General features: G+C 69.4%; 19 protein-coding genes. 9 read left to right on the forward strand and 10 right to left on the reverse strand.

What is annotated here, in order from left to right; translation table 11 throughout:
• Nucleotides 1-307: 307 nt before the first annotated feature.
• Together D0T12_RS01265 and D0T12_RS01270 are read left to right on the forward strand one after the other, a co-directional pair.
• Nucleotides 308-1,639 (forward strand): MATE family efflux transporter, encoded by a 1,332-nt coding sequence (locus D0T12_RS01265; protein WP_117397379.1) that lies wholly within the window; start codon nucleotides 308-310, stop codon nucleotides 1,637-1,639.
• A 76-nt stretch (nucleotides 1,640-1,715) separates the two neighbouring features.
• Nucleotides 1,716-1,904 carry a hypothetical protein gene (locus tag D0T12_RS01270; RefSeq protein ID WP_117397984.1) on the forward strand — a complete coding sequence of 63 codons (189 nt, stop codon included), beginning with the start codon at nucleotides 1,716-1,718 and terminating at the stop codon, nucleotides 1,902-1,904.
• A 34-nt stretch (nucleotides 1,905-1,938) separates the two neighbouring features.
• Here D0T12_RS01270 and D0T12_RS01275 read toward each other — a convergent pair whose 3' ends face one another.
• The 6 genes from D0T12_RS01275 to D0T12_RS35735 form a co-directional block, all read right to left on the reverse strand.
• Nucleotides 1,939-2,778 (reverse strand): peptidoglycan recognition protein family protein, encoded by an 840-nt coding sequence (locus D0T12_RS01275; protein WP_233525784.1) that lies wholly within the window; start codon nucleotides 2,776-2,778, stop codon nucleotides 1,939-1,941.
• Between the two features lie 287 nt (nucleotides 2,779-3,065).
• Nucleotides 3,066-3,512: a 50S ribosomal protein L9 gene (gene rplI / locus D0T12_RS01280; protein WP_117397380.1), complete on the reverse strand. Its 447-nt coding sequence runs from the start codon at nucleotides 3,510-3,512 to the stop codon at nucleotides 3,066-3,068.
• Nucleotides 3,513-3,528: 16 nt separating this feature from the next.
• Nucleotides 3,529-3,765 (reverse strand): 30S ribosomal protein S18, encoded by a 237-nt coding sequence (gene rpsR, locus D0T12_RS01285; protein ID WP_019631633.1) that lies wholly within the window; start codon nucleotides 3,763-3,765, stop codon nucleotides 3,529-3,531.
• A 123-nt stretch (nucleotides 3,766-3,888) separates the two neighbouring features.
• Nucleotides 3,889-4,479, reverse strand: coding sequence for a single-stranded DNA-binding protein (locus D0T12_RS01290; RefSeq protein ID WP_117397381.1), 591 nt, complete (start codon nucleotides 4,477-4,479; stop codon nucleotides 3,889-3,891).
• Nucleotides 4,480-4,516: 37 nt separating this feature from the next.
• Nucleotides 4,517-4,807, reverse strand: a complete 291-nt coding sequence (gene rpsF / locus D0T12_RS01295; RefSeq protein WP_117397382.1) for a 30S ribosomal protein S6 — start codon at nucleotides 4,805-4,807, stop codon at nucleotides 4,517-4,519.
• Between the two features lie 844 nt (nucleotides 4,808-5,651).
• Nucleotides 5,652-5,816, reverse strand: a complete 165-nt coding sequence (locus D0T12_RS35735) for a hypothetical protein (RefSeq protein ID WP_199487228.1) — start codon at nucleotides 5,814-5,816, stop codon at nucleotides 5,652-5,654.
• A gap of 228 nt (nucleotides 5,817-6,044) precedes the next feature.
• Between D0T12_RS35735 and D0T12_RS01300 the strand changes: the two genes are divergently transcribed.
• The 4 genes from D0T12_RS01300 to D0T12_RS01315 all read left to right on the forward strand — a co-directional run bounded on the left by D0T12_RS01300 (nucleotide 6,045) and on the right by D0T12_RS01315 (nucleotide 8,803).
• Nucleotides 6,045-6,344 carry a hypothetical protein gene (locus D0T12_RS01300; protein ID WP_117397383.1) on the forward strand — a complete coding sequence of 100 codons (300 nt, stop codon included), beginning with the start codon at nucleotides 6,045-6,047 and terminating at the stop codon, nucleotides 6,342-6,344.
• 83 nt (nucleotides 6,345-6,427) lie between these two features.
• On the forward strand, nucleotides 6,428-7,195 hold the full coding sequence (locus tag D0T12_RS01305; RefSeq protein WP_117397384.1) for a deoxyribonuclease IV: 768 nt from the start codon (nucleotides 6,428-6,430) through the stop codon (nucleotides 7,193-7,195).
• 168 nt (nucleotides 7,196-7,363) lie between these two features.
• Entirely contained in the window at nucleotides 7,364-7,753 is a 390-nt protein-coding gene (locus D0T12_RS01310) for a DUF4190 domain-containing protein (protein ID WP_117397385.1), read from the forward strand.
• A 111-nt stretch (nucleotides 7,754-7,864) separates the two neighbouring features.
• Entirely contained in the window at nucleotides 7,865-8,803 is a 939-nt protein-coding gene (locus D0T12_RS01315) for a MerR family transcriptional regulator (RefSeq protein WP_233525785.1), read from the forward strand.
• On the opposite strand, the gene D0T12_RS01320 is transcribed toward D0T12_RS01315, so the two are convergent.
• From D0T12_RS01320 to D0T12_RS37265, 4 genes are all read right to left on the reverse strand, one after another.
• Nucleotides 8,800-10,164, reverse strand: a complete 1,365-nt coding sequence (locus D0T12_RS01320; protein ID WP_233525786.1) for a glycosyltransferase family 87 protein — start codon at nucleotides 10,162-10,164, stop codon at nucleotides 8,800-8,802. The two genes, D0T12_RS01315 and D0T12_RS01320, sit on opposite strands and share 4 nt — an antisense overlap.
• A 261-nt stretch (nucleotides 10,165-10,425) precedes the next feature.
• On the reverse strand, nucleotides 10,426-12,624 hold the full coding sequence (locus D0T12_RS01325) for a transglycosylase domain-containing protein (protein ID WP_233525787.1): 2,199 nt from the start codon (nucleotides 12,622-12,624) through the stop codon (nucleotides 10,426-10,428).
• 811 nt (nucleotides 12,625-13,435) lie between these two features.
• Nucleotides 13,436-16,009 (reverse strand): transglycosylase domain-containing protein, encoded by a 2,574-nt coding sequence (locus D0T12_RS01335; RefSeq protein WP_117397388.1) that lies wholly within the window; start codon nucleotides 16,007-16,009, stop codon nucleotides 13,436-13,438.
• 1,601 nt (nucleotides 16,010-17,610) lie between these two features.
• On the reverse strand, nucleotides 17,611-17,973 hold the full coding sequence (locus D0T12_RS37265) for a DUF5318 family protein (protein WP_117397389.1): 363 nt from the start codon (nucleotides 17,971-17,973) through the stop codon (nucleotides 17,611-17,613).
• A 48-nt stretch (nucleotides 17,974-18,021) separates the two neighbouring features.
• Here D0T12_RS37265 and D0T12_RS01345 point away from each other — a divergent pair, with 48 nt between their 5' ends.
• From D0T12_RS01345 to D0T12_RS01355, 3 genes are all read left to right on the forward strand, one after another.
• Nucleotides 18,022-18,642 (forward strand): PadR family transcriptional regulator, encoded by a 621-nt coding sequence (locus D0T12_RS01345; RefSeq protein ID WP_117397390.1) that lies wholly within the window; start codon nucleotides 18,022-18,024, stop codon nucleotides 18,640-18,642.
• A gap of 96 nt (nucleotides 18,643-18,738) precedes the next feature.
• On the forward strand, nucleotides 18,739-19,818 hold the full coding sequence (locus D0T12_RS01350; RefSeq protein WP_117397391.1) for an inositol-3-phosphate synthase: 1,080 nt from the start codon (nucleotides 18,739-18,741) through the stop codon (nucleotides 19,816-19,818).
• Nucleotides 19,819-20,037: 219 nt separating this feature from the next.
• Nucleotides 20,038-21,807 (forward strand): ABC transporter substrate-binding protein, encoded by a 1,770-nt coding sequence (locus D0T12_RS01355; RefSeq protein WP_233525788.1) that lies wholly within the window; start codon nucleotides 20,038-20,040, stop codon nucleotides 21,805-21,807.
• The last annotated feature ends 9 nt before the right edge of the window (nucleotides 21,808-21,816 follow it).

Consider the following 21,816-nt stretch of genomic DNA (forward strand, 5'->3'; position numbering starts at 1 on the left):
GCCCCGTCCGCCCCTCGCCGACCGTCCATCACACGTCTACCGGAAGCGTCCGACATTCTCCCGAGCCGACGCGGCCCCGAGCAAAGCAGCCTGTGGACAACGCTGTGGACAGCCTGTGCAGACACGCCGGTCGGGTTGTGCACGACCTGTGGACAACTCTGTGGACGTTCTGCGGAAAGTCCTTGCGCCACCCTGGATGACCTGCGGGAACTTCGTCCACCGGGTGTGTGTGAAGAAAAGTCGGCGATCCGGCGCCATGTAAGGCCTGAAATTATTAGGAAAATTACAGGCTGGTAGCCTCGGCGCGGTGACGACGACCCCCCGGCGGCGGCTCGCGACCGCACATGACCGCGAGATCCTGCGTCTCGCCGTGCCCGCCTTCGGCGCGCTCGTCGCCGAGCCCCTGTTCCTGCTGTCGGACGCGGCGATCGTCGGGCGGCTCGGCACCGCGCCGCTCGGCGGGCTCGGCGTCGCGGGCCAGGCCCTCAGCACGCTCGTCTACCTGTGCGTCTTCCTCGCGTACGGAACGACGGCCGGGGTCGCCCGGCAGGTCGGCGCCGGGGACATGCGGGCGGCAGTCCGGCAGGGCATCGACGGCATGTGGCTCGCGCTCGCCCTCGGGACCGCGCTGATCGTGGTCGGCTGGCCGCTCGTTCCCACGATCGTCGACGCGTTCGGCGCGTCCGCCGCCGTCGCCCCGTACGCCGAGACCTACCTGCGGGTGAGTCTCTTCGGGATCCCGTCCATGCTCGTGGTCCTCGCCGGGACGGGTGTGCTGCGCGGACTCCAGGACACCCGCACTCCCCTCGCCGTCTCTATCGGGGGCTTCTCCCTGAACCTGCTGCTCAACGTGGTGTTCGTGCTCGTCCTGGACTGGGGGATCGCGGGCTCTGCGTGGGGCACGGTGCTCGCCCAGACCGGCAGCGCCGCCGTCTACGTCGCCGTGGTGCTGCGGGCGGCGCGGCGGCACGGCTCCCTGGTTCGTCCCGATCTGGCGGGGATACGGACGTCGGCCACGGCGGGCTTGGCGCTGGTGGTCCGGACGGCGGCGCTCCGCGTCGTCCTTCTCGTCGGGACGTCGATCGCGGCCCGCATGGGGGACGAGGAGATCGCCGCCTACCAGGTCGGGTTCCAGGTGTGGACGCTGCTGGCGTTCGCCCTCGACGCCATCGCCATCGCCGGGCAGGCGATCACCGGACGCTATCTGGGCGCGTCCGACGTTCCGGGCACCCGCGCCGTCACGCGCCGGATGGTGTGGTGGGGCGTCGGCTGCGGCGTGGTGTTCGGCCTGGCGATCCTCGCCGTGCGGCCGTGGCTGCCCGGCCTGTTCACCACGGACGGCGGCGTCCGCGACCTGCTCCTGGCCTCGCTGCTCCTGGTGGCGTTGCAGCAACCGGTCGCCGGAGTGGTCTTCGTCCTGGACGGGATCCTGATCGGCGCGGGCGACGGCGCGTACCTCGCGGTGACGTCGTTGCTCGCGACGATCGTGTTCCTGCCCGCGGCCATCGTCCTCCACCGGGCGGACACGGGCCTGATCGGGCTGTGGGCGGCGATCGGGCTCTGGATGCTCACCCGGATGCTCACACTGGGACTCCGCGCACGTGGCGACCGCTGGTTGGTCACGGGCGCCGTCCGCTGACCGACACCCGCGCCGATCTGCGTCGATTTCCGCGATGCGCACCCGCACCGGCCGTCACACTCGCTACTATTCGAACATGTGTTCCACACACGGCGAGCGGATGGCCCGGCTGACCCAGGCGATCGACGACCTGGCGGCGGAGGGCCTGACCGGTCTGCCCCCGGAAACGCTGGTGGAGCGGGTCGCGGGCATCTGGTCGCTCGTCGAGGGCATCGACCCGGAGATCGCCCGCCGCCGCACCCGCTACACGACCCCCGAGACCTGATCGGCCACACGCGCGCCCGACCCCACCGGCGCGCTCAGGGAAAGCCGTCCAGTCGCGGAAGGATGGGCAGGACGGGGCCGGGAGCCGCGAGGGCGTTACCGGCTGCCGGGGACGAGTTCAGGCGCTCCGCCACCGTCCGTCGGAGTTCGGGCAGGCGGGCGTACAGGACGTCACCCGGGCAGCTGGTGTTGTTGTAGTCGCGGTGCCCGACGATGGCACCGGCCGGTTCCAACGAGTACGCCTGGCACAGCCAGACGCACACCTCCACCAGGGACGTCCACAGGCCCCGCGGCACCCCGTTCTTCATGTAGGTGCCCTCGTTCTCGATCCCGATGGTGTGCTCGTTGTGGTGCAGCACCTGCGCGCCGACGGCGAGGTCACCGGCCTCGACGGCCTGGAGGCTCTTGTTGCGGCCCTCCATCACGATGCCGCCGCGGCTGATGGTGAGCTGCTGACCGGTGTCGTCCCAGCCGTTCTTGTTCATGTGGAAGTCCTGGATGTACCGGGACAGCGCGAAGGCGTGGGTGAGCGAACGGTCTTTGGCGTTCGGCGTGGCCGTGTGGTGGACGATGATGCGGTCGGGACGACGGTTGATCACCCGGGCGGGACGGCGCGGTGGGCGCGCCTGCCATTGCGCGCGGGTGTACACGCGCGGGGCGTCCGCCGTGAACGGGGCGATGTCGCCCGCTCCGGAATGCTCGTTCGGGCCGCCCCCCGGAAGATCATCCGCCATGGCCCCATTGTGGCCGGGGGCCGCTATGGACAGCATCTCCAGCAGCCCCGCCCCTACCACACCGCCGATCATCGCTCGGCGCGTCACCGATGAGCCGTTGCGTCCCCGGCCGTCCGTGTCCTCCTCCGAATGCGCGTTCAACACCGTCCCCCTTCATCCCGCGATGAACTAGTTACGGAACGTAGTTAGACAGTTACCGACACTTCAAACACCGGGCGGTTCAGGGACGTTTCACATGAAACACCGAGAAAGCACAACGGCCCCCCGCGCCGCCATGAAAGGCGTGGGACCCCTGGACGAATTCGGACGAACCGTGATCACGAACGCCTGTCGCACCTCGTCGGGACGATGGCGTTGCGACGATCCCGGAAGGGCCGATCGCCGAAAAGGAACCCCGGGCGCGGGGGCCGTTCTTCGTGCTATGCCGGTCAGGCCTCGCTGACGTTGATGTCGATCGTGGCGGTGACCTCGGTGTGCAGGCGCACACTGACCCGGTGGTCGCCGACGGTCTTGATCGGGTTGCCGATCTCGATGCGGCGACGGTCCAGGTCGGGGCCGCCCGCCGCGCGGACCGCCTCGGCGATGTCGGCGGCCGTCACGGCACCGAACAGGCGGCCTCCGCTGCCGGTCCGGGTGCGCAGCCGCACCCGCACGGCCTTGAGCTGCTCGGCGACCTCCTTGGCGTGCTCGACCGTCGCGATCTCGCGGGCCGAACGCGCCTTCTTGATCGACTCGATCTCCTTCTCGGCGCCCCTGGTCCACCGGATGGCGAACCCGCGGGGGACGAGGTAGTTGCGGCCGTAGCCGTTGCGGACGTCGATGACGTCACCGGGCTCGCCGAGCCCGGAGACCTGCTGGGTCAGGATGAGCTTCATGATCTTCCCTCCCGCCTCAGCGCGCGGTGCTGGTGTACGGCAGCAGCGCCATCTCGCGGGCGTTCTTGATCGCCGTGGCGACGTCCCGCTGGTGCTGGGTGCAGTTACCGGTCACCCGCCGGGCGCGGATCTTGCCGCGGTCGGAGATGAACTTCCGCAGCAGCCCGGTGTCCTTGTAGTCGACGTAGGAGATCTTCTCCTGGCAGAAAACGCAAACCTTCTTCTTCGGTTTGCGGGGAGGTGGCTTCGCCATCGTGGTGCTCCTTTGGGAGAGCCCCGCTCACGCGGGAATGGACGTGTACATGGTCTTGCTGGTCACGCCGGAACGACGAGATTCGACGATCCGGGCGGTCGATCGGCCGAAGGCCGGACGCGGCTAGAACGGCGGGTCGTCGGAGAAGCCTCCGCCGCCGCTGCCGCTGGTGGCCCAGGGGTCGTCGGCGGGGGCACCGCCCCCGCCCTGCTGACCGAAGCCGCCGCCTTGCTGGCCGCCGCCTCCGCCGCCGAAACCGCCGCCCTGCTGGCCGCCGCCGCCGAAGCCGCCGCCACCGCCCTGGCCTCCGCCGCCACCGCCGCCGAAGCCGCCACCGCCGCCGCCCTGCCGCTGGGTCTTGTTGACCTTGGCGGTGGCGCTGCGCAGCGAGGGGCCGACCTCGTCGACCTCCACCTCGAAGACGGTGCGCTTCTCACCTTCGCGGGTCTCGTACGACCGCTGCTTGAGTCGGCCCTGCACGATCACCCGCATGCCGCGCTGCAGGCTCTCCGCCACGTTCTCGGCGGCCTGCCGCCAGACGTTGCAGGTCAGGAACAGGGCCTCGCCGTCCTTCCAGTCACCCGACTGGCGGTCGAAGAACCGCGGGGTCGAGGCGATGCGGAAGGACGCGACCGCCTGGCCGCTCGAGGTGAAACGCAGATTCGGGTCCTCGACGAGGTTCCCGACGATCGTGATTACGGTGTCGCCTGCCATGGGGCTCGCTCCGGCTGCTGTGAGGGCTGAGCCTGGCTCAGTGGACCTCGGGGCGGATGACCTTCGTGCGGAGGATCGACTCGCTCAGGTTGAGCTGCCGGTCGAGCTCCTTGACCGTGGCAGGCTCGGCCGACAGGTCGATCACCGCGTAGATGCCTTCGGACTTCTTCTGGATGTCGTACGCCAGGCGCCTGCGGCCCCAGACGTCGACCTTCTCGACGCTGCCGCCGCCGTCCTTGACGACCTTAAGGAACGGGTCGAGCGCGGTGGTGGCCGTGCGCTCGTCGATGGCGGGGTCGAGAATGGTCATGAGTTCGTAACGACGCATGCTGTCCCTACCTCCTCTGGACTGATGCGGTCACGGTCTCTCCGTGACAGGAGGGCTGTTGCGTCCCTCGCGGCGGCACCGGACTCCGGATCGCCGGACGCACCGGCCACGAGACCGATACAGGCTACCAACTGTCGGCACCATACGAGCCGGTTCCCAAAGCTCAGCGGCCAAACGAACCGAAACCCGACCCCCCGCACCCTCCCCGGCACCCCCACGACGCCGAACGCCCCAACCGACTTCCCCACCTCCGGCACCCCCTGTGCCCGCACACAGGGGACGGTCACGCCGACCGGCCGCGGTCGTCCCATCGCCGCCGACCGGTCGGCCGCTCGAGCCGGTCCTCCGCGGCCTGCGAGCGGTCGCGGCGTTCGCCGAGATCCGGGCCGCCGCGATCGACGACTCGCACCTCCCGTTCGCGCTCGCCCGCACAAGGCGACAGTCTCCCTTCCTCAGTCTCCCTTCCTCGCCTGCCTCGACTATTGCGGTTGCCGCCCGCACCCTCACGCAGGGACCGTCCTCCGGCTCGACGGCCACCGTCTACTACGGCACCGTCCACGCCCGCACATGGAGGACGCCGCTTACCGACGCCGGTTGCGGGCGCAGGGTGCCGCCCGATCGCGCGGTGTCGTCAGGTGCGGCCATGCCGGGCGGCGGCTTCCCAGGCCGCGTCGCACGGGGCCCGCGACCGCGGCGCGACCAGCCTGGACCGGGCGCCGCGCCGACCTCCGGCGACGCTTCCGCCCACGGGCGCGATCGGTAAGGGCGGAGCGTCGGCCGGTGGCGCCTCATCGGGGTGGGCGGGTGCCGTCATCGACGTGGCCGTGTCGGGCGGGGGGCGCCGTCACCGCCTCGCCTTGGGCTGGACGGGACGCGCGCAGCGTCGCCGTTCCAGCTCCGCCATGATGTCGGCCATGCGGGCGCGCATACGGGCGGTCTGGGTCGTCAGCAGCGACAACTCCTCCACGAGCTCCGCGTCACCGATCAGCCCCAACTGCGCGTTCGTCACGATGGTGCACCTCCTGCTCCCCTCCCGCTTCCCCTCGGGAGGTCCGAACCGAGCCGGCGTTTTTCGAATCCATGTTCGACAGTACCGCCTGCCGCCGACATTTTCCGCCCGCCCCCGCCGGTTGATCCCCGGCCCGGTTGGGAACCCCTTAACTGGCATGGTCCGTCCGGTCCCCGCGTGCGCTGTGCGCCCCCTCGCGCGGGAGACCTGACCTGGAGGAGGATCCCGATGCCACAGGAGGCAACACGCACGGAGCGGCAGGCGGCCGTCCCCGAGGCCGAGCCCCACCGTTACCAGGACGTCCTCGCCGTCGCCGCGGTCACGATCGGGCTCGCCGCACTGATCATGGGCTGGATCCCGGCGACCCACCTCCCCGGTGCGGTGGCGGGGGTGATCGGGCTTCCGCTCGCCCTGTACTCGCAGATGATCTCCGCGACGACGAACGAGCGCTGGCTGAACGTCATCGGCATGGTGGCCTCGTTCATGGGGACCGCCTTCGCGCTGAGCAACGGCGGCTTCTCGATCTGATTCACGTGCCCGCGTCCCGTCGACGCTTCACCGGTGCGGTGAGAGGGCCCGGTGTTGTCGGAGGACGGGGTTAGGCTCGGGTCATGCGCATCGGAGCCCACGTCGATCAGACCAACCCGCTGGACAACGGCCGCGCGGTCGGCGCCGACGTCGTCCAGTTCTTCCTCGGCGACCCGCAGGGCTGGAAGAAGCCCGTCCTGCCGGAGGGTGTCGAGGCACTGGCGGGTTCCGGCGTGGACGTCTACATCCACGCCCCGTACACGATCAACGTGGCGACGTCCAACAACAGGATTCGCATTCCGAGTCGCAAGAACCTCACCCAGCAGTTGGAGGCGGCCGCGTCGATCGGCGCGAAGGCGCTGATCGTCCATGGTGGGCACGTGCTGAAGGACGACGATCCCGAGTTGGGGTTCGAGAACTGGCGCAAAGTGTTCGAGCGGGTCGAATGCCCGGTGCCGGTCTATATCGAGAACACGGCGGGCGGCGGGAACGCGATGGCGCGCAAGTTCGACCGGATCGCTCGGCTGTGGGAGGTGCTGTCCGGGGTCGCGGGGCTGGAGTCCAAGCTCGGATTCTGTCTGGACACCTGTCACGCGCACGCGGCGGGGGAGGAACTCGTGGACGCCGTCGACCGGATCAAGGCGATCACCGGCCGTATCGATCTGGTGCACTGCAACGACAGTCGGGACTCGTTCGGGTCGGGCGCCGACCGGCACGCCAATCTGGGCAGTGGCACCATCGACCCGGAGGCGATCCTGGCCGTGGTCAGGGCCGCCGACGCTCCGGTCGTGGTGGAGACGCCCGCCGACGGCCAGGCCGACGACATCGCGTGGCTGCGTTCGCGGCTCTAATGGCGGTGCGACGGGAACCCGCGCGTGCGACAGAACATCTAATGCCACGTAACACCATGAAGACGACACAAGCCGAAGGTCGCCTCACACTGACATAATTCGGAACCCAGTCTCTCAGCGCACGCGCGTTCTCTTCGGCGGCGGGCGCGCGAACCGATCGGGAACTTTATGGCACAGCCTCCGTACGACCCCTACGGTTACGGGTCGCAGGATCCGTACGCCCAGCAGTACTCCCAGCCCCAGTCCGTCCAGCACCACTACTACGGTTCGGGCCCGCCGGTCCCCCCGCGCAACAACGGCATGGCCATCGCCTCGATGGTGCTGGGCATCGTGGGTGTGCTGTCCTGCGGTGTGCTGGTCTTCTCGATCGGCGCCGTCATCTTCGGGCACGTCGCGCAGAGCCAGATCAAGCGGACGGGCGAGGGCGGCAACGGCATGGCCGTGACCGGACTGATCCTCGGTTACCTCTTCTTCGTGATCGGACTGCTCTACTGGATCGTCATCGTGGGGATCTACGGGGCGGCGTGGTGGAGCCTCTCTCAGGACCCCACCTACTAGACCGCCCTCGTCGGGCGGGCTCTTCTTCTTCTGGACATTTCCGCCGCCGTTTCATGATGGTGCCGTGGGTTGAGCCTCTGAGCAGTTGAGTCTCTAGTCACTGGAGCCCTCATGGTGGACGGCATGGACGGCGACACCCTTTACACGATCGGGGATCTGGCACGCCGCACCGGCCTCTCGGTGCGGACGATCCGGTTCTACTCCGACGAGGGCGTGGTGCCGCCGGCCTGCCGTACCGCGGCCGGTTACCGGCTGTACGACGCGGCTGCCGTCGCGCGCCTCGACCTGGTGCGGACGCTGCGCGACCTCGGCATCGATCTCGGAACGGTCCGGCGTGTGCTGGACCGCGAGATCGGCGTCGGGGAGGTCGCGGCGACGCACGCGGAGGCCATGGACGTGCAGATCCGGACGCTCAGGCTGCGCCGGGCCGTGCTGCGGGCGATCGCCAAACGCGGATCCAGTCCAGAGGAGATCGAACTGATGAACAAGCTGGCCCGGCTGTCCGACGAGGAGCGCCGGCGCATCATCACCGACTTCATCGACGAGTCGTTCGCCGGGCTCGACGTCGACCCCGAGTTCGTGGCGAGGATGCGGTCCGGGCTGCCGGAGCTGCCCGACGATCCCGAGCCGGAGCAGGTCGACGCGTGGGTGGAGCTCGCCGAACTGGTCGGCGACCCCGATTTCCGCGCGTCGGTGCGGCGGATGGCCGAGTTCCAGGCGGCGGACCGCGCCCGGGGCACCGGCCCGAACGACGCGCACGTCCTCGCGGAGTTGACGGCGGAGAAGGTGGGCGCCGCCATCGCGGACGGCATCGCGCCCGACTCGGAGGCGGCGCGGCCCATCGTCGACGAGCTGGTCGCGGCCTACGCGGCCTCGTCCGGGAGCAGCGACACCGCCGAGTTCAGGCGGGAGCTGCTGGAACGTCTGGACGTCGGCACCGACGTGCGGGCGGAACGCTACTGGCACCTTCTCGCCACCATCAACGGCTGGCCCGCGCAGCCGCCGGTCACACCGATGTTCGAGTGGTTCATCGACGCGTTGCGCCGCTAGGTCGCCAACGGGACGTCGGCGTGGTGGAAGCCGCGCCGACGTCTCCACCGGCTCAGCGCGATCACGTCGTCCGCCCCGTCGAGGACGCCGCCGGACGGGTCGTCCGCTCCGTCCGCCCGAACGAGGTCGCCGGACGGACGCAGCACGTCCCACACCACCAGCGCGGCCAGCGCCAGGACGGTCACGAACCGCGCGAACAGCGCCAGATGGTAGACGTCCTCGCTGATCCCACCGTCCGGGGCGTCCAGGCTCAGCACCGCCGACATCGTGCCCGAGAGGTCCTGGCCCGGTGTCTGCGCGGACACCGACAGCAGGAACCACCAGATTCCGAAGAAGTAGGCGATCTCGCCGACCTGCCACACCACGAACGCGGGAAGCTTCGGACGGGCCAGGACCGCGAGCGGCAGCAGCCACAACACGTACTGCGGCGACCAGACCTTGTTCGGCAGCATGAACGCGACCAGCACAAGGAACATCAGTTGTGGCAGCCGAGGCCGAGTCGGTGCCACGAACGCGAGAACCGCGATACCGGCCGCCAGGACGAGGAAAGTCCCCGTGCCGAGCAGATTGAGCGTTTCGGTGTCGGACGTGGCCTTCTCCAGCCCATGGTCTTGCAGGTAGAAGAAGATGGAGCCCCAGTCGACGCCGCGTTTCTGGCTGAAGGAGTAGAACTCCCTCCAACCGTCCCACGCGAAAATCATCACGGGCAGGTTGACGAGCAGCCACGCGGCAGCGGTACCGCCGAGCATCCGTCCCATGGCACGCCATTGCCCGGCGCGCACGCACAGCAGAACCAGTGGTCCGAGGAACAGCAGTGGATAGAACTTCGCCGCGATCGCGAACCCCAGCAGCGCACCCGCGAGCGTCGGACGGCGCGCCGACCACGCCGCCAGGGCGAGCGCGGTCAACGCCACCGCCAGCAAGTCCCAGTTGATGTACGCGGTGAGGAGCAAGGCCGGTGACAGCGCCACCATCAGACCGGTCCGCAGCGAACGCCGTCCCGCCGCGTACGCGGTGGCGAGGACGGCCCCGATCGCGAGGACGATCAGGAACAGCACGGTCACGTTGAAGAACGCCATGCCGCGCCCGTCCACACCGAACGGTTTCACCAGCCACGCCACCAGCTGCATGAAGCCACCGCTGAGGACCGGGTATTCGACGTAGTGGATGGTGTCGGAACCGCTGAACGAGTCGAAGTACGGGACTTTGCCGTCGTTCAACCCGCGCACGTAGTACAGCGGATAGATGTCGGTGTAGCAGCCGTTCGTCGTCGTCTTGATGAAGTCGAAGTTCGATGACGCGCACGGCTGCTTCTGCAGCCAGCCCAGCAAACCCACCAGGGCCGTGAGACCGGTCAGCACCGGAATCAGCCGAGCGAACCTGCCCGGACGATCGTTCCCGTCGTCACTGTCGTTTCCGGCAACGGACTTCCTGAGCCTCTTAGAAGGCGACGCCATGGACAGCAAGACTATTGGTCCATCACACCCACCCCCGCCCGCACGCCCACGAACCGTACCGGGCACGTAGGCCTCCTCGGACGGACCACACGGAACGGCCCGGAGCCTGCCACAGGCTCCGGGCCGTTCCGCACTGGCACGTCGGGACGAGATGTCCCGGCCGTGCTAGTTGCCGTTCGGGTCGTTCGGGTCCGGCGGTTCCGTGTCGCGGCACTCGGGATGGTTCTGGTGGGCCGGTTGCGCGCACCACCAGCTCTTGTCGCCCTTCGGGGGAAGGTCCGGATTGCAGCCGAGCGGCATGCCGAACCGGTCGCACGGCACCTCACCCGGCGACGGCGGCGTCGGCGAGGTCGGCGGAGTCGGCGTCTGCGACTGACATCCCGGCCCCGGCCTGTCCCGCTCACACCTCGGCGTCTCCGTCGGCTTCGGCGACGCGGTCGTGGTCGGCTTCGGCTCCGCCTTCGACCATGGGGCGAGCTGGCCGACATTGGCGGGCGGACCGAACTGCGTGATCTGCTTGCCCTCCAGGGCCTTCAGCATGAACCGCTTGAACAGGTCGGCCGGGACGGTACCACCGTAAACCTGGTCGTAGTTACCGACTCCGATCAGCGACTTGCGGTTTCCGGCCTTGTCCTGCCGCCACATCGCCGACGCCGTCACGAGCTCCGGGGTGTAGCCGACGAACCAGGCGGACTTGTTCTCGTCCGTCGTACCGGTCTTGCCCGCCACCGGGCGGGCGCCGAGGCTCGCGCGCTGGCCGGTACCGGAGGTGACGACCGCCCGCATCGCGGACGTGGCGTCCCGGGCGACACCCGCCGAGAAGACCGCCCGGGGCTTCTCCCAGGGCAGCTTCTCCAGAAGCTTGCCCTCCTTGTTCGTGACCGGGCCGCCCTTGTTGGTGCTGATCTCGGCGATGACGTGCGCGTCCCGGTGCTTGCCCTCCGCGGCGAACGTCGAGTAGACGGACGCCATGGTGACGGGGCTCGCGTCGATGACACCGAGCGGCAGCGAGGTGTACGAGGGGTCGAGGTTCTCCGTCTTCTCCGGGATGCCCATCTTCTTGGCCATCTCGATGACCTTGGTGAGCTGGACCCGCTGCCCCAACTCGACGTACGACGTGTTGATGGACATCGCCGTCATCTGCTTGAGCGAGTAGACGCCGTTCTCCGACCGGTTGTCGTTGGTGAACGTCGCGCCGTTGATCGTCCGCTTGTAGGAGCCGTCCATCATCGTCTGGAGGCTGATGCCCTGGTCGAGCGCGGTGGCCAGCACGATCGGCTTGAACGACGAACCGGGCTGCACCTCTCCCTGGAAGGAGTTGTCGAACTGCTGCCTGCGGTAGTCGGGGCCGCCGTACGCCGCGATGACCCCGCCCGTCTTCGGGTCGATCGCGGCGAGCCCGAACTTGATCTCCGAGTTGAGCCCGTTCTCCTTGTGGATCTGCTTGACGGCCTTGTTCATGTAGTTCTGCAGATCCTTGTTGAACGTCGTCTTGATCCGCAGCCCGCCGGTTTCCAGCATCTGGTCGTCGATGCCGAGCCTGTTCAGCTCGGCGATCACGCGGTCCTGCAGGTAGCCGGTGTTCGGGTCCTCGGGGACGTCGCTCCAGTTCTCCTGGGTCTGCGGGAACTGCGCCGCGGCGCGCTTGCCCGAGTCGAGCCAGCCCTCCTCGACCATGCCGTCGAGGACGTAGTTCCAGCGGTTGATCAGCGCCTGCTTGGCCGGGTGGGACGCCGGGCCGAAGGTCTTGAAGTACGACGGCCGCTGGATCAGCGCGGCGAGCATCGCCGCCTCGGACACGTTGACCTCGGTGATGGGCTTGTGGAAGTAGGCGCGGGACGCCGCCTGGATGCCGTACGACCGGCGCCCGAACGGGACCGTGTTCAGGTACAGCTCAAGGATCTTCGCCTTGTCCATCTCCCGGCCGAGGCGGATGGAGATCAGGATCTCCTTGATCTTACGGCTGGCCGTCCGGTCACGGCTGAGGCCCGCGTAGTAGTTCCGCGCCATCTGCTGGGTGATCGTCGAGGCGCCCGCGACCTCACCGCCGACGACCGCCCGGTAGAACGCGCCCGCGATACCGGTCGGGGAGATGCCCGGCTCATGCCAGAAGCCGCGGTGCTCCGCGGCCAGGACCGCGTCCTGCACGTGCTTCGGGACCTTGCTGAGCGGAATGTCCTCGCGGTGGGTGCCGATGCGGGCGAGCGGCGACCCGTCCGAGAACGTGATCACCGACTCCTGCCGGAGGGCGTCCTGCTGCTTCTCCGTCGGGATCGGGGTGTTCGCGTACGCGACGATGACCAGCGCCGCCATGCCGAGGATCAGCACGCTGATGACGGCGACGACGACCTTCCAGGACGGCACGTACCGCCGCCAGCCGGTCTTCTTCTCCTTGCCGCCGTCCGGGCGCCGGTCGCTCTCGCCCCAGAAGCCGGGGTCTCCGCCCTCCCCGGGACCGCCGCGTCGCCCCGGACCGCCGGGACCATGCGGCCCACCCGGCCCACCCGGACCACCCGGACCACCAGGTCCACCCGGACCGCCGGGACCCCTGGGGCCACCGGGCCCGCCGGGTCCACCGGGTCCACCGGGTCCACCGGGTCCACCGGGTCCACCGGGTCCACCGGGGCCCATGGGCGGGCCGGGAGGTCCGCCGGGTGCGCCTTGCGGGCGGCCCGGACGTCCCGGACGGGCCGGCGGAGCGCTCGGCCCCTGACGCATCGCCGCGGGCGTGCCGCGACGCCGGCCGCCGCCGCCCATCCGTGCGGGCCCGCCACGTCCGCCCGACCTACCGCCGCCGGGGCGCGGGGTCCGGCCGGGGTCGCCGGACGCTCCGCCCCGCGGCGCACCGGACGGTGATCCCCCACCGCCGGAGCGGCGGGCCCCCCTCCGGTCGGGGCCATCTCCGAATTCCGGTCCGTATGGGCTTCGGTTACTCACGCGTCCTCATCAACTGGGGTACGGCTGTGCGTCGTCAGAGAGTACTGCGCGCCCGGCGGCGCGGGGGCCGGGGATGCAAGCCTGGTAGGGCTTCCGGCCACCTCGCGGGCATGGTCTCGCCCGCTGACGTGCGGCCACGCATTAAGTCGTACGGGTGTTCGGACATGTGTTGTATTCGTCTCGCCTCGTCGGCACGAGGCGAGTCGGTGGAATTGTTCGGACGGGACGGCCCCCCGGTTCATTCCGGGGGCCTTCCCGGCGGCATCAATGGAATGACGTTCGCGGCGTTCGGCCGGTTGAGACCGCGGCCGTCTCCGTCCCGCCGGAACCGGCAGGCGGGGTGGCCCTGGTGCATGTTGCACCACCACCGCGGCGGCGGGTTGCTCGGCGGCCGGTTCGGGTCGCAGGTGGGGTCGGGGAACGGCGACTGGCACGGCGGCCTGCCGCCCCCGCCGGGACCGCCGGGGCCGGGTCCGTCGCCGTCGTCCCGGCAGCGCGGGTCGTACTGACCCAGCGGCCCGTCGCACCACGGCGGCTTCTTCGGCTTCTTCTCCTCCGGGGGCTTCGCCCACGTCTGGGTGATTCCGCCCCACACGGGCGGCGGGAACTGCTTGGCGTCGATGCCGCGCAACGCGTCGGACATGTAGGACCGCCAGATGCGGGCGGGAATCGTGCCGCCCTCGACCTGTCCGATCCCCGGCAGGATCACCGACTTCTTCTTCTTGTCCGGCCCCACCGCGTCGTTGTACAGCGTCACCGCGGTGGAGACCTGCGGCACGTACCCGACGAACCATGTCGCGACGTTGCGGTCGGTCGTCCCGGTCTTGCCGGCGGCCTGGCGTCCGTCCGGTAGCCGCGCCGCCGTCGCGGTGCCGCCCAGGACGACCTGGCGCATCGCGTAGGTGGCGTCCGCCGCGACCCGCGGGCTGAACACCTTGCGCTTGACGTACTTCGGCTTGAGCCGCACCGTCTTGTTGTCGGTCTGCTTGACCAGCCGGATCACGTGCGGCTGGTGGTACATGCCGCCGTTCGCGAACACGGCGTAGCCCGCCGCCTGCTCGATCGGACGGATGTCGTTGACGCCCAGCGCCAGGTTCAGGCAGCAGGCGTGCGGCTTCAGGAGATCGGCCGCGATGCCGGCGTCGGTCTCGGTCTTGATGACCTCCTCGATGCCCACCTTGCCCATCAGCTGGATGAACGCGGTGTTCACCGACTCCTCCGTCGCCGTGATGAGGTTGACCGCCGGGGCCACCTCATGGCTGTTCGGCACCCTCACCCCCGACGCGTCGCCCTCCGGGACGACGTTGCCCTCGGAGTTGATCGGGATCCTCGACCGGCCCTCCACCATGCTCTTGAGGCTGTAGTTCTGCTTCAGAGCCGTCGCCAGCACGTACGGCTTCATCGCCGACCCGGCCTGCGCCCTCCCCTGCCACACGTTGTCGAACGCCTGGTCCAGGTAGTCGGGGCCGCCGTAGAACGCGATGACCTCACCGTTCGCGCTGTTCACCGAGACCAGCCCGACGCGGATCTTCTTCTGCGCCAGCTTCTTCGGATTGACCTGCGGGACGGTCTTCTCCGCCGCCCGCTTGGCCATCGCCATCCGCTTGCGGTCGAACGTCGTGTAGACGCGCAGGCCCTTGGTCGTCAGCTCCTTGTTGTCGATGCCCTGCCTGCGAAGCTCCTCCTTGGCCCGCATCAACATGTAGCCGCGCTGCCCGCCGTAAAGCTGGTTACCGGTGCCCGCCTCCTTGATCGCGGGCAGCTTGTTCATGTACTTGTCGGCCTCGGCCTGGCTTAGCTTGCCCATCGAGACCATGCCCTTGAGCGTGTACTGGTACCTCCCGGTCACCCACGCCTGGTTTTCCTTGTCACCCGGGTCACGGTTGGGATTCTGGATGATGCCGCCGAGGAACGCGGCCTGGTCGGGCTTGAGCTTCCACACGTCCGTCCCGAAGTACTCGCGGGACGCCGCCTGGATGCCGTACGTGTCGCGACCGAAGTAGATGGTGTTCAGGTACAGCTTGAGGATCTCGTCCTTGGTGTAACGCTCTTCCAGCTTCAGCGAGATGAACAGTTCCTTGAACTTCCGGTTGACGGTCCGGTTGTTCGGGTCGGAGTAGTAGTTCTTCGCGAGCTGCTGCGTGATCGTGGACCCACCGCCCGACCCGCCGGTCAGGTTCTTCCACACGGCCCGTGTCGTTCCCTTGACCGAGAAGCCGGGGTCGGTGCGGAAGCTGCGGTTCTCCGCGGCCAGCACGGCGTCCTGGACGATCGGCGGCACCTTGTTCAGCTCGACGCTCTGCCGTTTCTTGCCGATCCGTCCGATCTCGCTGCCGTCGGTGTAGTAGAAGATCGAGGCCTGGTCCTCGACGCCGGCCACCGTGGGTTCGGCGGGTGTCGGCGTGTTGGCGTAGGCGACCCAGATCAGCGTGACGAACGCCGCGATCCCGAGGCCGCAGACACCGGCCACGACCTTCCAGGACGGCAGGTACTTGCGCCATCCCGTCCCCCGGGAACGCAGGTGATCGATGAACGTCTTCGGCGGGCGCTTACCCGTCCCGGGCGGCGTCCCTCCAGGCCCTCCGGGACCTCCAGGCCCGCCGGGGCCTCCGGGGCCTCCGGGCACTCCGGGACCGCCGGAGCGATTGGCGGCGCGGGTGCCACGGCCACGGAATCTGGCGGTGACCTTCGATCCGAGATCCTGCCCGACCTTCCCGAGCCCGCCGAGCTTCTCGCGGACGCCGTTCCCGGCCGTCCCGAATGCCGCGCCACCGGCGGCGTGCCGCCCCGTCCCGCCGACCGCTCGACCCATACCGAACGCACCCGGCGTCCCACCGGGCACTGGCGCCCCCGGCCCACCCGGGACCCCAGGACCAGGACCGACACCCTGGGGAGGCGCCCCGGGCCCGGCGGGTCCGGAGGCGTTGCCCAACGCGGAGCCAAAGGGCGCGCCGGGGCCAGGCGTACCGCCGTTCGGCAGGCCAGGGCCGCCGAGCGGAGGCGAGCCCATCGGCCCGCCCGGCGGATAAGCCCCACCGGACTCAAAACCACCTGGTCCCATGGGCCCCTGCGGCGTGCCGCCTCCACCGGACACACTGGGAGACAGTGGCGGTTGGGGCGCATCGAAGGCACCGGGTCCACCCGGCCCGGCAGGCACACTCGGCGTACCGAAAGCCGGTGTACCGAAAGTCGGCGTGTTACCACTCCCCGGTGGAACCGAGCCCATCGGCGCTTCGGCGGGGCCGCTCGGTGCGCTGGGAGGCACACCCGGCGTTCCGAAACCCGGCGTGCTGCCGCCGCTCGGCGGCGCTTCGGCGGCGCCCGGCCCGTTGGGAGAAACGTTCGGCATACCGAAACCCGGCGTACTGCTACTGCCCGGCGGGACCGAGCCCATCGGCGCTTCGCCAGCACCCGGCCCAGTGGGAGGCACACCCGGCGTACCAAAAGACGGCGTGCTGCCGCCGCTCGGCGGCATCGCGCCCATCGGCGCGTCGGCGGCGCCCGGTTCGGCGGGGCCAAGGCTGGGACCACTCGGTCCGCTGGGAGACACACCCGGCGTTCCGAAACCCGGCGTGCTGCTACTGCCCGCCGGGACCGAGCCCATCGGCGCTTCGCCAGCACCCGGCCCAGTGGGAGGCACACCCGGCGTACCAAAAGACGGCGTGCTGCCGCTCGGCGGAACAGAACCCATCGGCGCTTCGGTGGCGCCCGGCCCGTTGGGAGAAACGTTCGGCGTACCGAAAGACGGTGTGCTGCCGGTGCTCGGCGGGGTCGCGCTCATTGGCGCTTCGGCGCCAGGTTCGGTGGGGCCGGTCGGTGTGTTCGTGCCGCTCGGCTGGTTCGAGAATCTGGGCATGCCCAGTACGTCGGCCGGGTCCGGCTCGTCCGGGGAGTTTGGTGCTCCGCCCGGCGAGGAGGAGTTCAGCGCGCTCGGGATGCCGTGGCCGCTCGGCGGTCCGGGGGGAAGGGGCGTCCCCGGCGGCGGGGTCGCGCCCATCGGAGAGTTCGGTGGCGCGGGCGGGACGGCGGGGGTGGGGGCCGTCGGAGGGGAGCCGGGGTCGCCCATGAAGTTCGGTGGCTGGTCCTGCTGCCCGGGCGCACTGTGCTCGCGGGGGGCATCCGGCTGTCCGGGCTCGCCAGAATCGCCGGGACGGGGGTTGTGCTGCCCGCCCGGCCTCTGCGACCCGGGTTCCGGTCGGGGCTGGCTTGGATTACTCACGCGACCTCATCAACAGGGGACAACGGTTGCTGCCGAGGGCCGGGGTCACCCACCGGCTCAGGGCGGCTCGTGCGCCGTCCGAAGAGCGTACTGTGCGGGCTGGTGAGCGGGGGGAGCATGTGCACGGCGAAGGTGTGTACCGGCTGGTCAACGCCCCGGCCGGACGCTACGGCCGGTGGTTCCTCCTCACTGGTCTACCGCTCGGGGTCCTGCACCCCGCAGCCGAGGACATACGACTTGGCCAGATGCTTCCATGCGCAACTTTGGCATACTTCCGTCACATACACCCTGAATTCTCCGTTTTTGCGGTCCGACCAGGCGAGTTCGGCGGTGGCCTCCCCGCGTCCGGCGCGGCGGTCCGGCTCGTCCCCGTAGACCCCGGCGACTCGACACGCGTCCGCGCTTCGCGAGCGCGTACTCGGCGACCAGCTTCGATCCGAAGGTCGCCCGACGCCCGCATACCCGCAGGGTGAGCCCCCGGACGGCCGGACGAACAGATCGCCACTTGCCAGGGCGGGCCGGACTACGTATCTTGGCGATGTATCGAGTCGATACATTCACTCGATACATCGGATCGAGACATCCGGCTCTACGGGGGTGGGACGATGGCGGCCAGGAAGGGCGCGGGCGTGCTGGAGCTCGCCGTGCTCGGCCTGCTGCACGAGTCCCCGATGCACGGGTACGAGCTGCGCAAGCGACTCAACACCCTGCTGGGCATGTTCCGCGCCTTCTCGTACGGATCCCTCTACCCGTGCCTCAAGCAGCTCCTCGCCAACGGGCTGATCATCGAGGACCGGCCGGAGGAGCCGAACACGGCGCTGGCACTGCAGAGCCGCCGGTCGAAGATCGTTTACAAGCTCACCGCGGACGGCAAGGAGCGCCTCCAGCAGCTCCTCACCGAGGCCGGTCCGGCGGCGTGGGAGGACGAGGGGTTCGGCGTGCACTTCGCCTTCTTCTCCTACACCCGCGCCGACGTCCGGCTGCGAATCCTCGAAGGTCGGCGCAGCCGGCTGGAGGAACGCCTGGAGAGCGTCCGCGCCGCCCTGGCGCGGACCCGCGAGCGAGTCGACTCCTACACGCTGGAACTGCAGAACCACGGGCTGGAGTCGGTCGAACGCGAGGTCAGATGGCTCAACGAGCTCATCGGGCGTGAGCGGGCCGAGCAGGAACAGCAAGCCAGAAACGACCAAAGCAAACAGGACAAGCCTCGGGACAGAGGCCGCTGAGGGCGGCCCACCCCGGACAGGCGAACCCCACCGCGAAGGTGGCGGTCGCCCTCCGGGCGGGCGAGGATCGCAATCGCAAAGAGAAGGAGCAACCGGATGGGTTCGGTGCGCGTGGCCATCGTGGGTGTGGGCAACTGCGCCTCTTCGCTCGTCCAGGGTGTCGAGTTCTACAAGGACGCGGCCCCCGATACGCGAGTCCCCGGCCTGATGCACGTGCAGTTCGGCGACTACCACGTGGGCGACGTCGAGTTCGTCGCGGCGTTCGACGTGGACGCCAAGAAGGTCGGGATGGACCTGTCCGAGGCCATCCACGCCAGCGAGAACAACACGATCAAGTTCGCCGACGTCCCGCCGACCGGCGTGACCGTCCAGCGCGGCCACACGTTCGACGGCCTCGGCGAGTACTACCTGAACATGGTCGACGAGTCCGACGCCGAGCCGGTCGACGTGGTGCAGGCGCTGAAGGACGCCGAGGTGGACGTCCTCGTGTCGTACCTGCCGGTGGGCTCGGAGGAGGCCGACCGCTTCTACGCCCAGTGCGCCCTCGACGCCAAGGTCGCGTTCGTGAACGCGCTGCCGGTGTTCATCGCCAGCGACCCCGAGTGGGCCCGGAAGTTCACCGACGCGGGCGTCCCGATCGTCGGCGACGACATCAAGTCGCAGGTCGGCGCGACCATCACGCACCGGGTGATGGCCCGGCTGTTCGAGGACCGCGGCGTTGAGCTGCTGCGCACGTACCAGCTCAACTTCGGCGGCAACATGGACTTCATGAACATGCTGGAGCGCAAGCGCCTCCAGTCGAAGAAGATCTCCAAGACGCAGTCGGTGACGTCGCAGATCCCGCACGAGATGGCGAAGGCGGACGTGCACATCGGCCCGTCCGACCACGTGCCGTGGCTGGACGACCGCAAGTGGGCCTACGTCCGGCTGGAGGGCAAGTCGTTCGGCGACACGCCCCTCAACCTGGAGTACAAGCTGGAGGTCTGGGACTCCCCGAACTCCGCCGGTGTGATCATCGACGCGGTGCGCGCCGCGAAGATCGCCAAGGACCGGGGTATCGGCGGACCGATCCTGTCGGCGTCCTCCTACTTCATGAAGTCGCCGCCGGAGCAGTACAACGACGACCAGGCGCAGGAGGCCGTGGAGAAGTTCATCCGCGGCGAGATCGACCGCTAGACCGGACGCCGAGCGGGAGGTCGGCGCGCGCAACCGAGGCGCGCCGTAAGCCTCGTCACGGAGTTCTCAAGGGACGCCCTGGCAGTGGACAACCACTGTCAGGGCGTCCTTACTTGCGCAGAGAAACGGTGATGTACCAGTCCTTTGTCACGCTCTGGCCCTACTGTGACACCACGGGTTACTGCTCGCCACGTCCCGAAGTCGTGAGGTGAGAGCGTGATGGCACGCGAGATGATCAAGGTGATGCTGGGGCTGACCGGTCTCGCGTTCGGGCTGGCCGCGTGCGCCGGGGGAGGCGACGACGCGTCCGCCGCCGGACGGCCCCGCGACGGCGGCATGCTGCGGATCGTCGGCTCGTCCGACGTCGAACACCTCGACCCCACGTCGGCCGCCAGCGTCGGCGCGTACGGGCTCGTCCGCACGTTCGCGCGGACACTGTTCGGGACGCGTGCCGCCAACGACCTCCAGGAGACGATCCCCGTACGGCCCGACGTGGCCGCCCGGATCCCGACGCGGGAGAACGGCGACGTCAGCAAGGACCACCGCGTCTACACGGTGACGTTGCGCGATGGCGTCCGGTGGAACACGAAGCCGCCCCGGCCGGTGACCGCGCACGACTTCGTCCGCGGCTTCGAACGGCTGTGCAACCCGGCGTCGCCGTCCGCCGGCAAGGGGTACTTCATCTCCACACTCAGGGGCATGGACGAGTTCTGCCGCGGCTTCGGCACGGTCAACCCCCGCGACGCCGCGGCGATGGCCGCCTACCAGCGCGACCACGACATCGAAGGGGTCCGCGCCGAGAACGACACGACGCTCGTGTTCGCGTTGAAGCGTCCCGCCAGCGACTTCCTCCATCTGCTCTCGCTGCCGTCCACCGCCGCCGCGCCCCAGGAGTACGACCGGTACATACCGGACGGGCCGGAGTTCCGGCGGCACACGATCTCCAACGGCCCGTACCAGATCACCGACTACCGGCCGGGCCTGTCGTACCTGCTCACCCGCAACCCCGCCTGGCGGCCCGACGGCGACCCGCTCCGCGAACGGCATGTCGAGAAGATCCGGATCACCCTCGGGCAGGACTCGCCGGAGACCGTCCAGCAACAGATCGAGCAGGGCGTCGCCGACCTCGCCTGGGACCAGCCCGTTCCGACGTCCGCGATCCCGGGCCTGCGCGACGACCCCCGCTTCGCGATCATGGAGACGCCGAACAACAGCCCCTACCTGGTGTTCAACACGCGCAGCCCCAACAACGGCGGCGCCCTCGGCAGACGCGAGGTCAGACAGGCGCTGGAGTACGCCATCGACCGCAGCGCCCTCGTCAAGATCGTCGGCGGCCCGTCGGTGGCGAGGCCCCTGCACACGGTCATCCCACCGGGCAACTCCGGATACGCGCCCGCCGACCACTACCCGACGCCCGCCGAATCCGGCAATTCCACGAAGTGTCGCCAGCTACTGGGCCGGACGGGGCATCCGAGTCTCACGCTGAAGTTCCCGTACCGCACCAACAGCGTCCACAAGCTGATCGCCCAGTCCATCGCGGAGAATCTGGACTCCTGCGGTGTGAAGACCGTGCTCACGGCCGACTCCAGCGGCTCCTTCTACGCCGACACCATCGCCACCCCCGCGAAGGCCCGCGCGGGCGAATGGGACATCGCCGCCCCCGGCTGGACGCCCGACTGGTACGGCAACAACGGCCGCTCCATCATCCAGCCGCTCTTTGACGGACGCGGCTACGGCCAGAACTCCACCAACTACGGCGGCTACAACAACCCCCAGGTCAACGCCCTGATCGACGCGGCCCTGACCGCGCCCGACCCGTCCCGCGCCGCCGTCCACTGGCAGCGGGCCGACCAGAAGATCATGCAGGACGCCGCGATCGTGCCGCTGCTCAACCGATCCCACACGCTGTACCGCTCGGCCCGCGTCCACGGCACCCACTTCCTCCCCACCACCGCCGGCTACGACTACACCCGCCTCTGGCTGGACTGATCGGAGCGC

Origin of the sequence: Actinomadura spongiicola (genome assembly GCF_003432485.1) — a bacterium.
GTDB lineage: Bacteria > Actinomycetota > Actinomycetes > Streptosporangiales > Streptosporangiaceae > Spirillospora > Spirillospora spongiicola.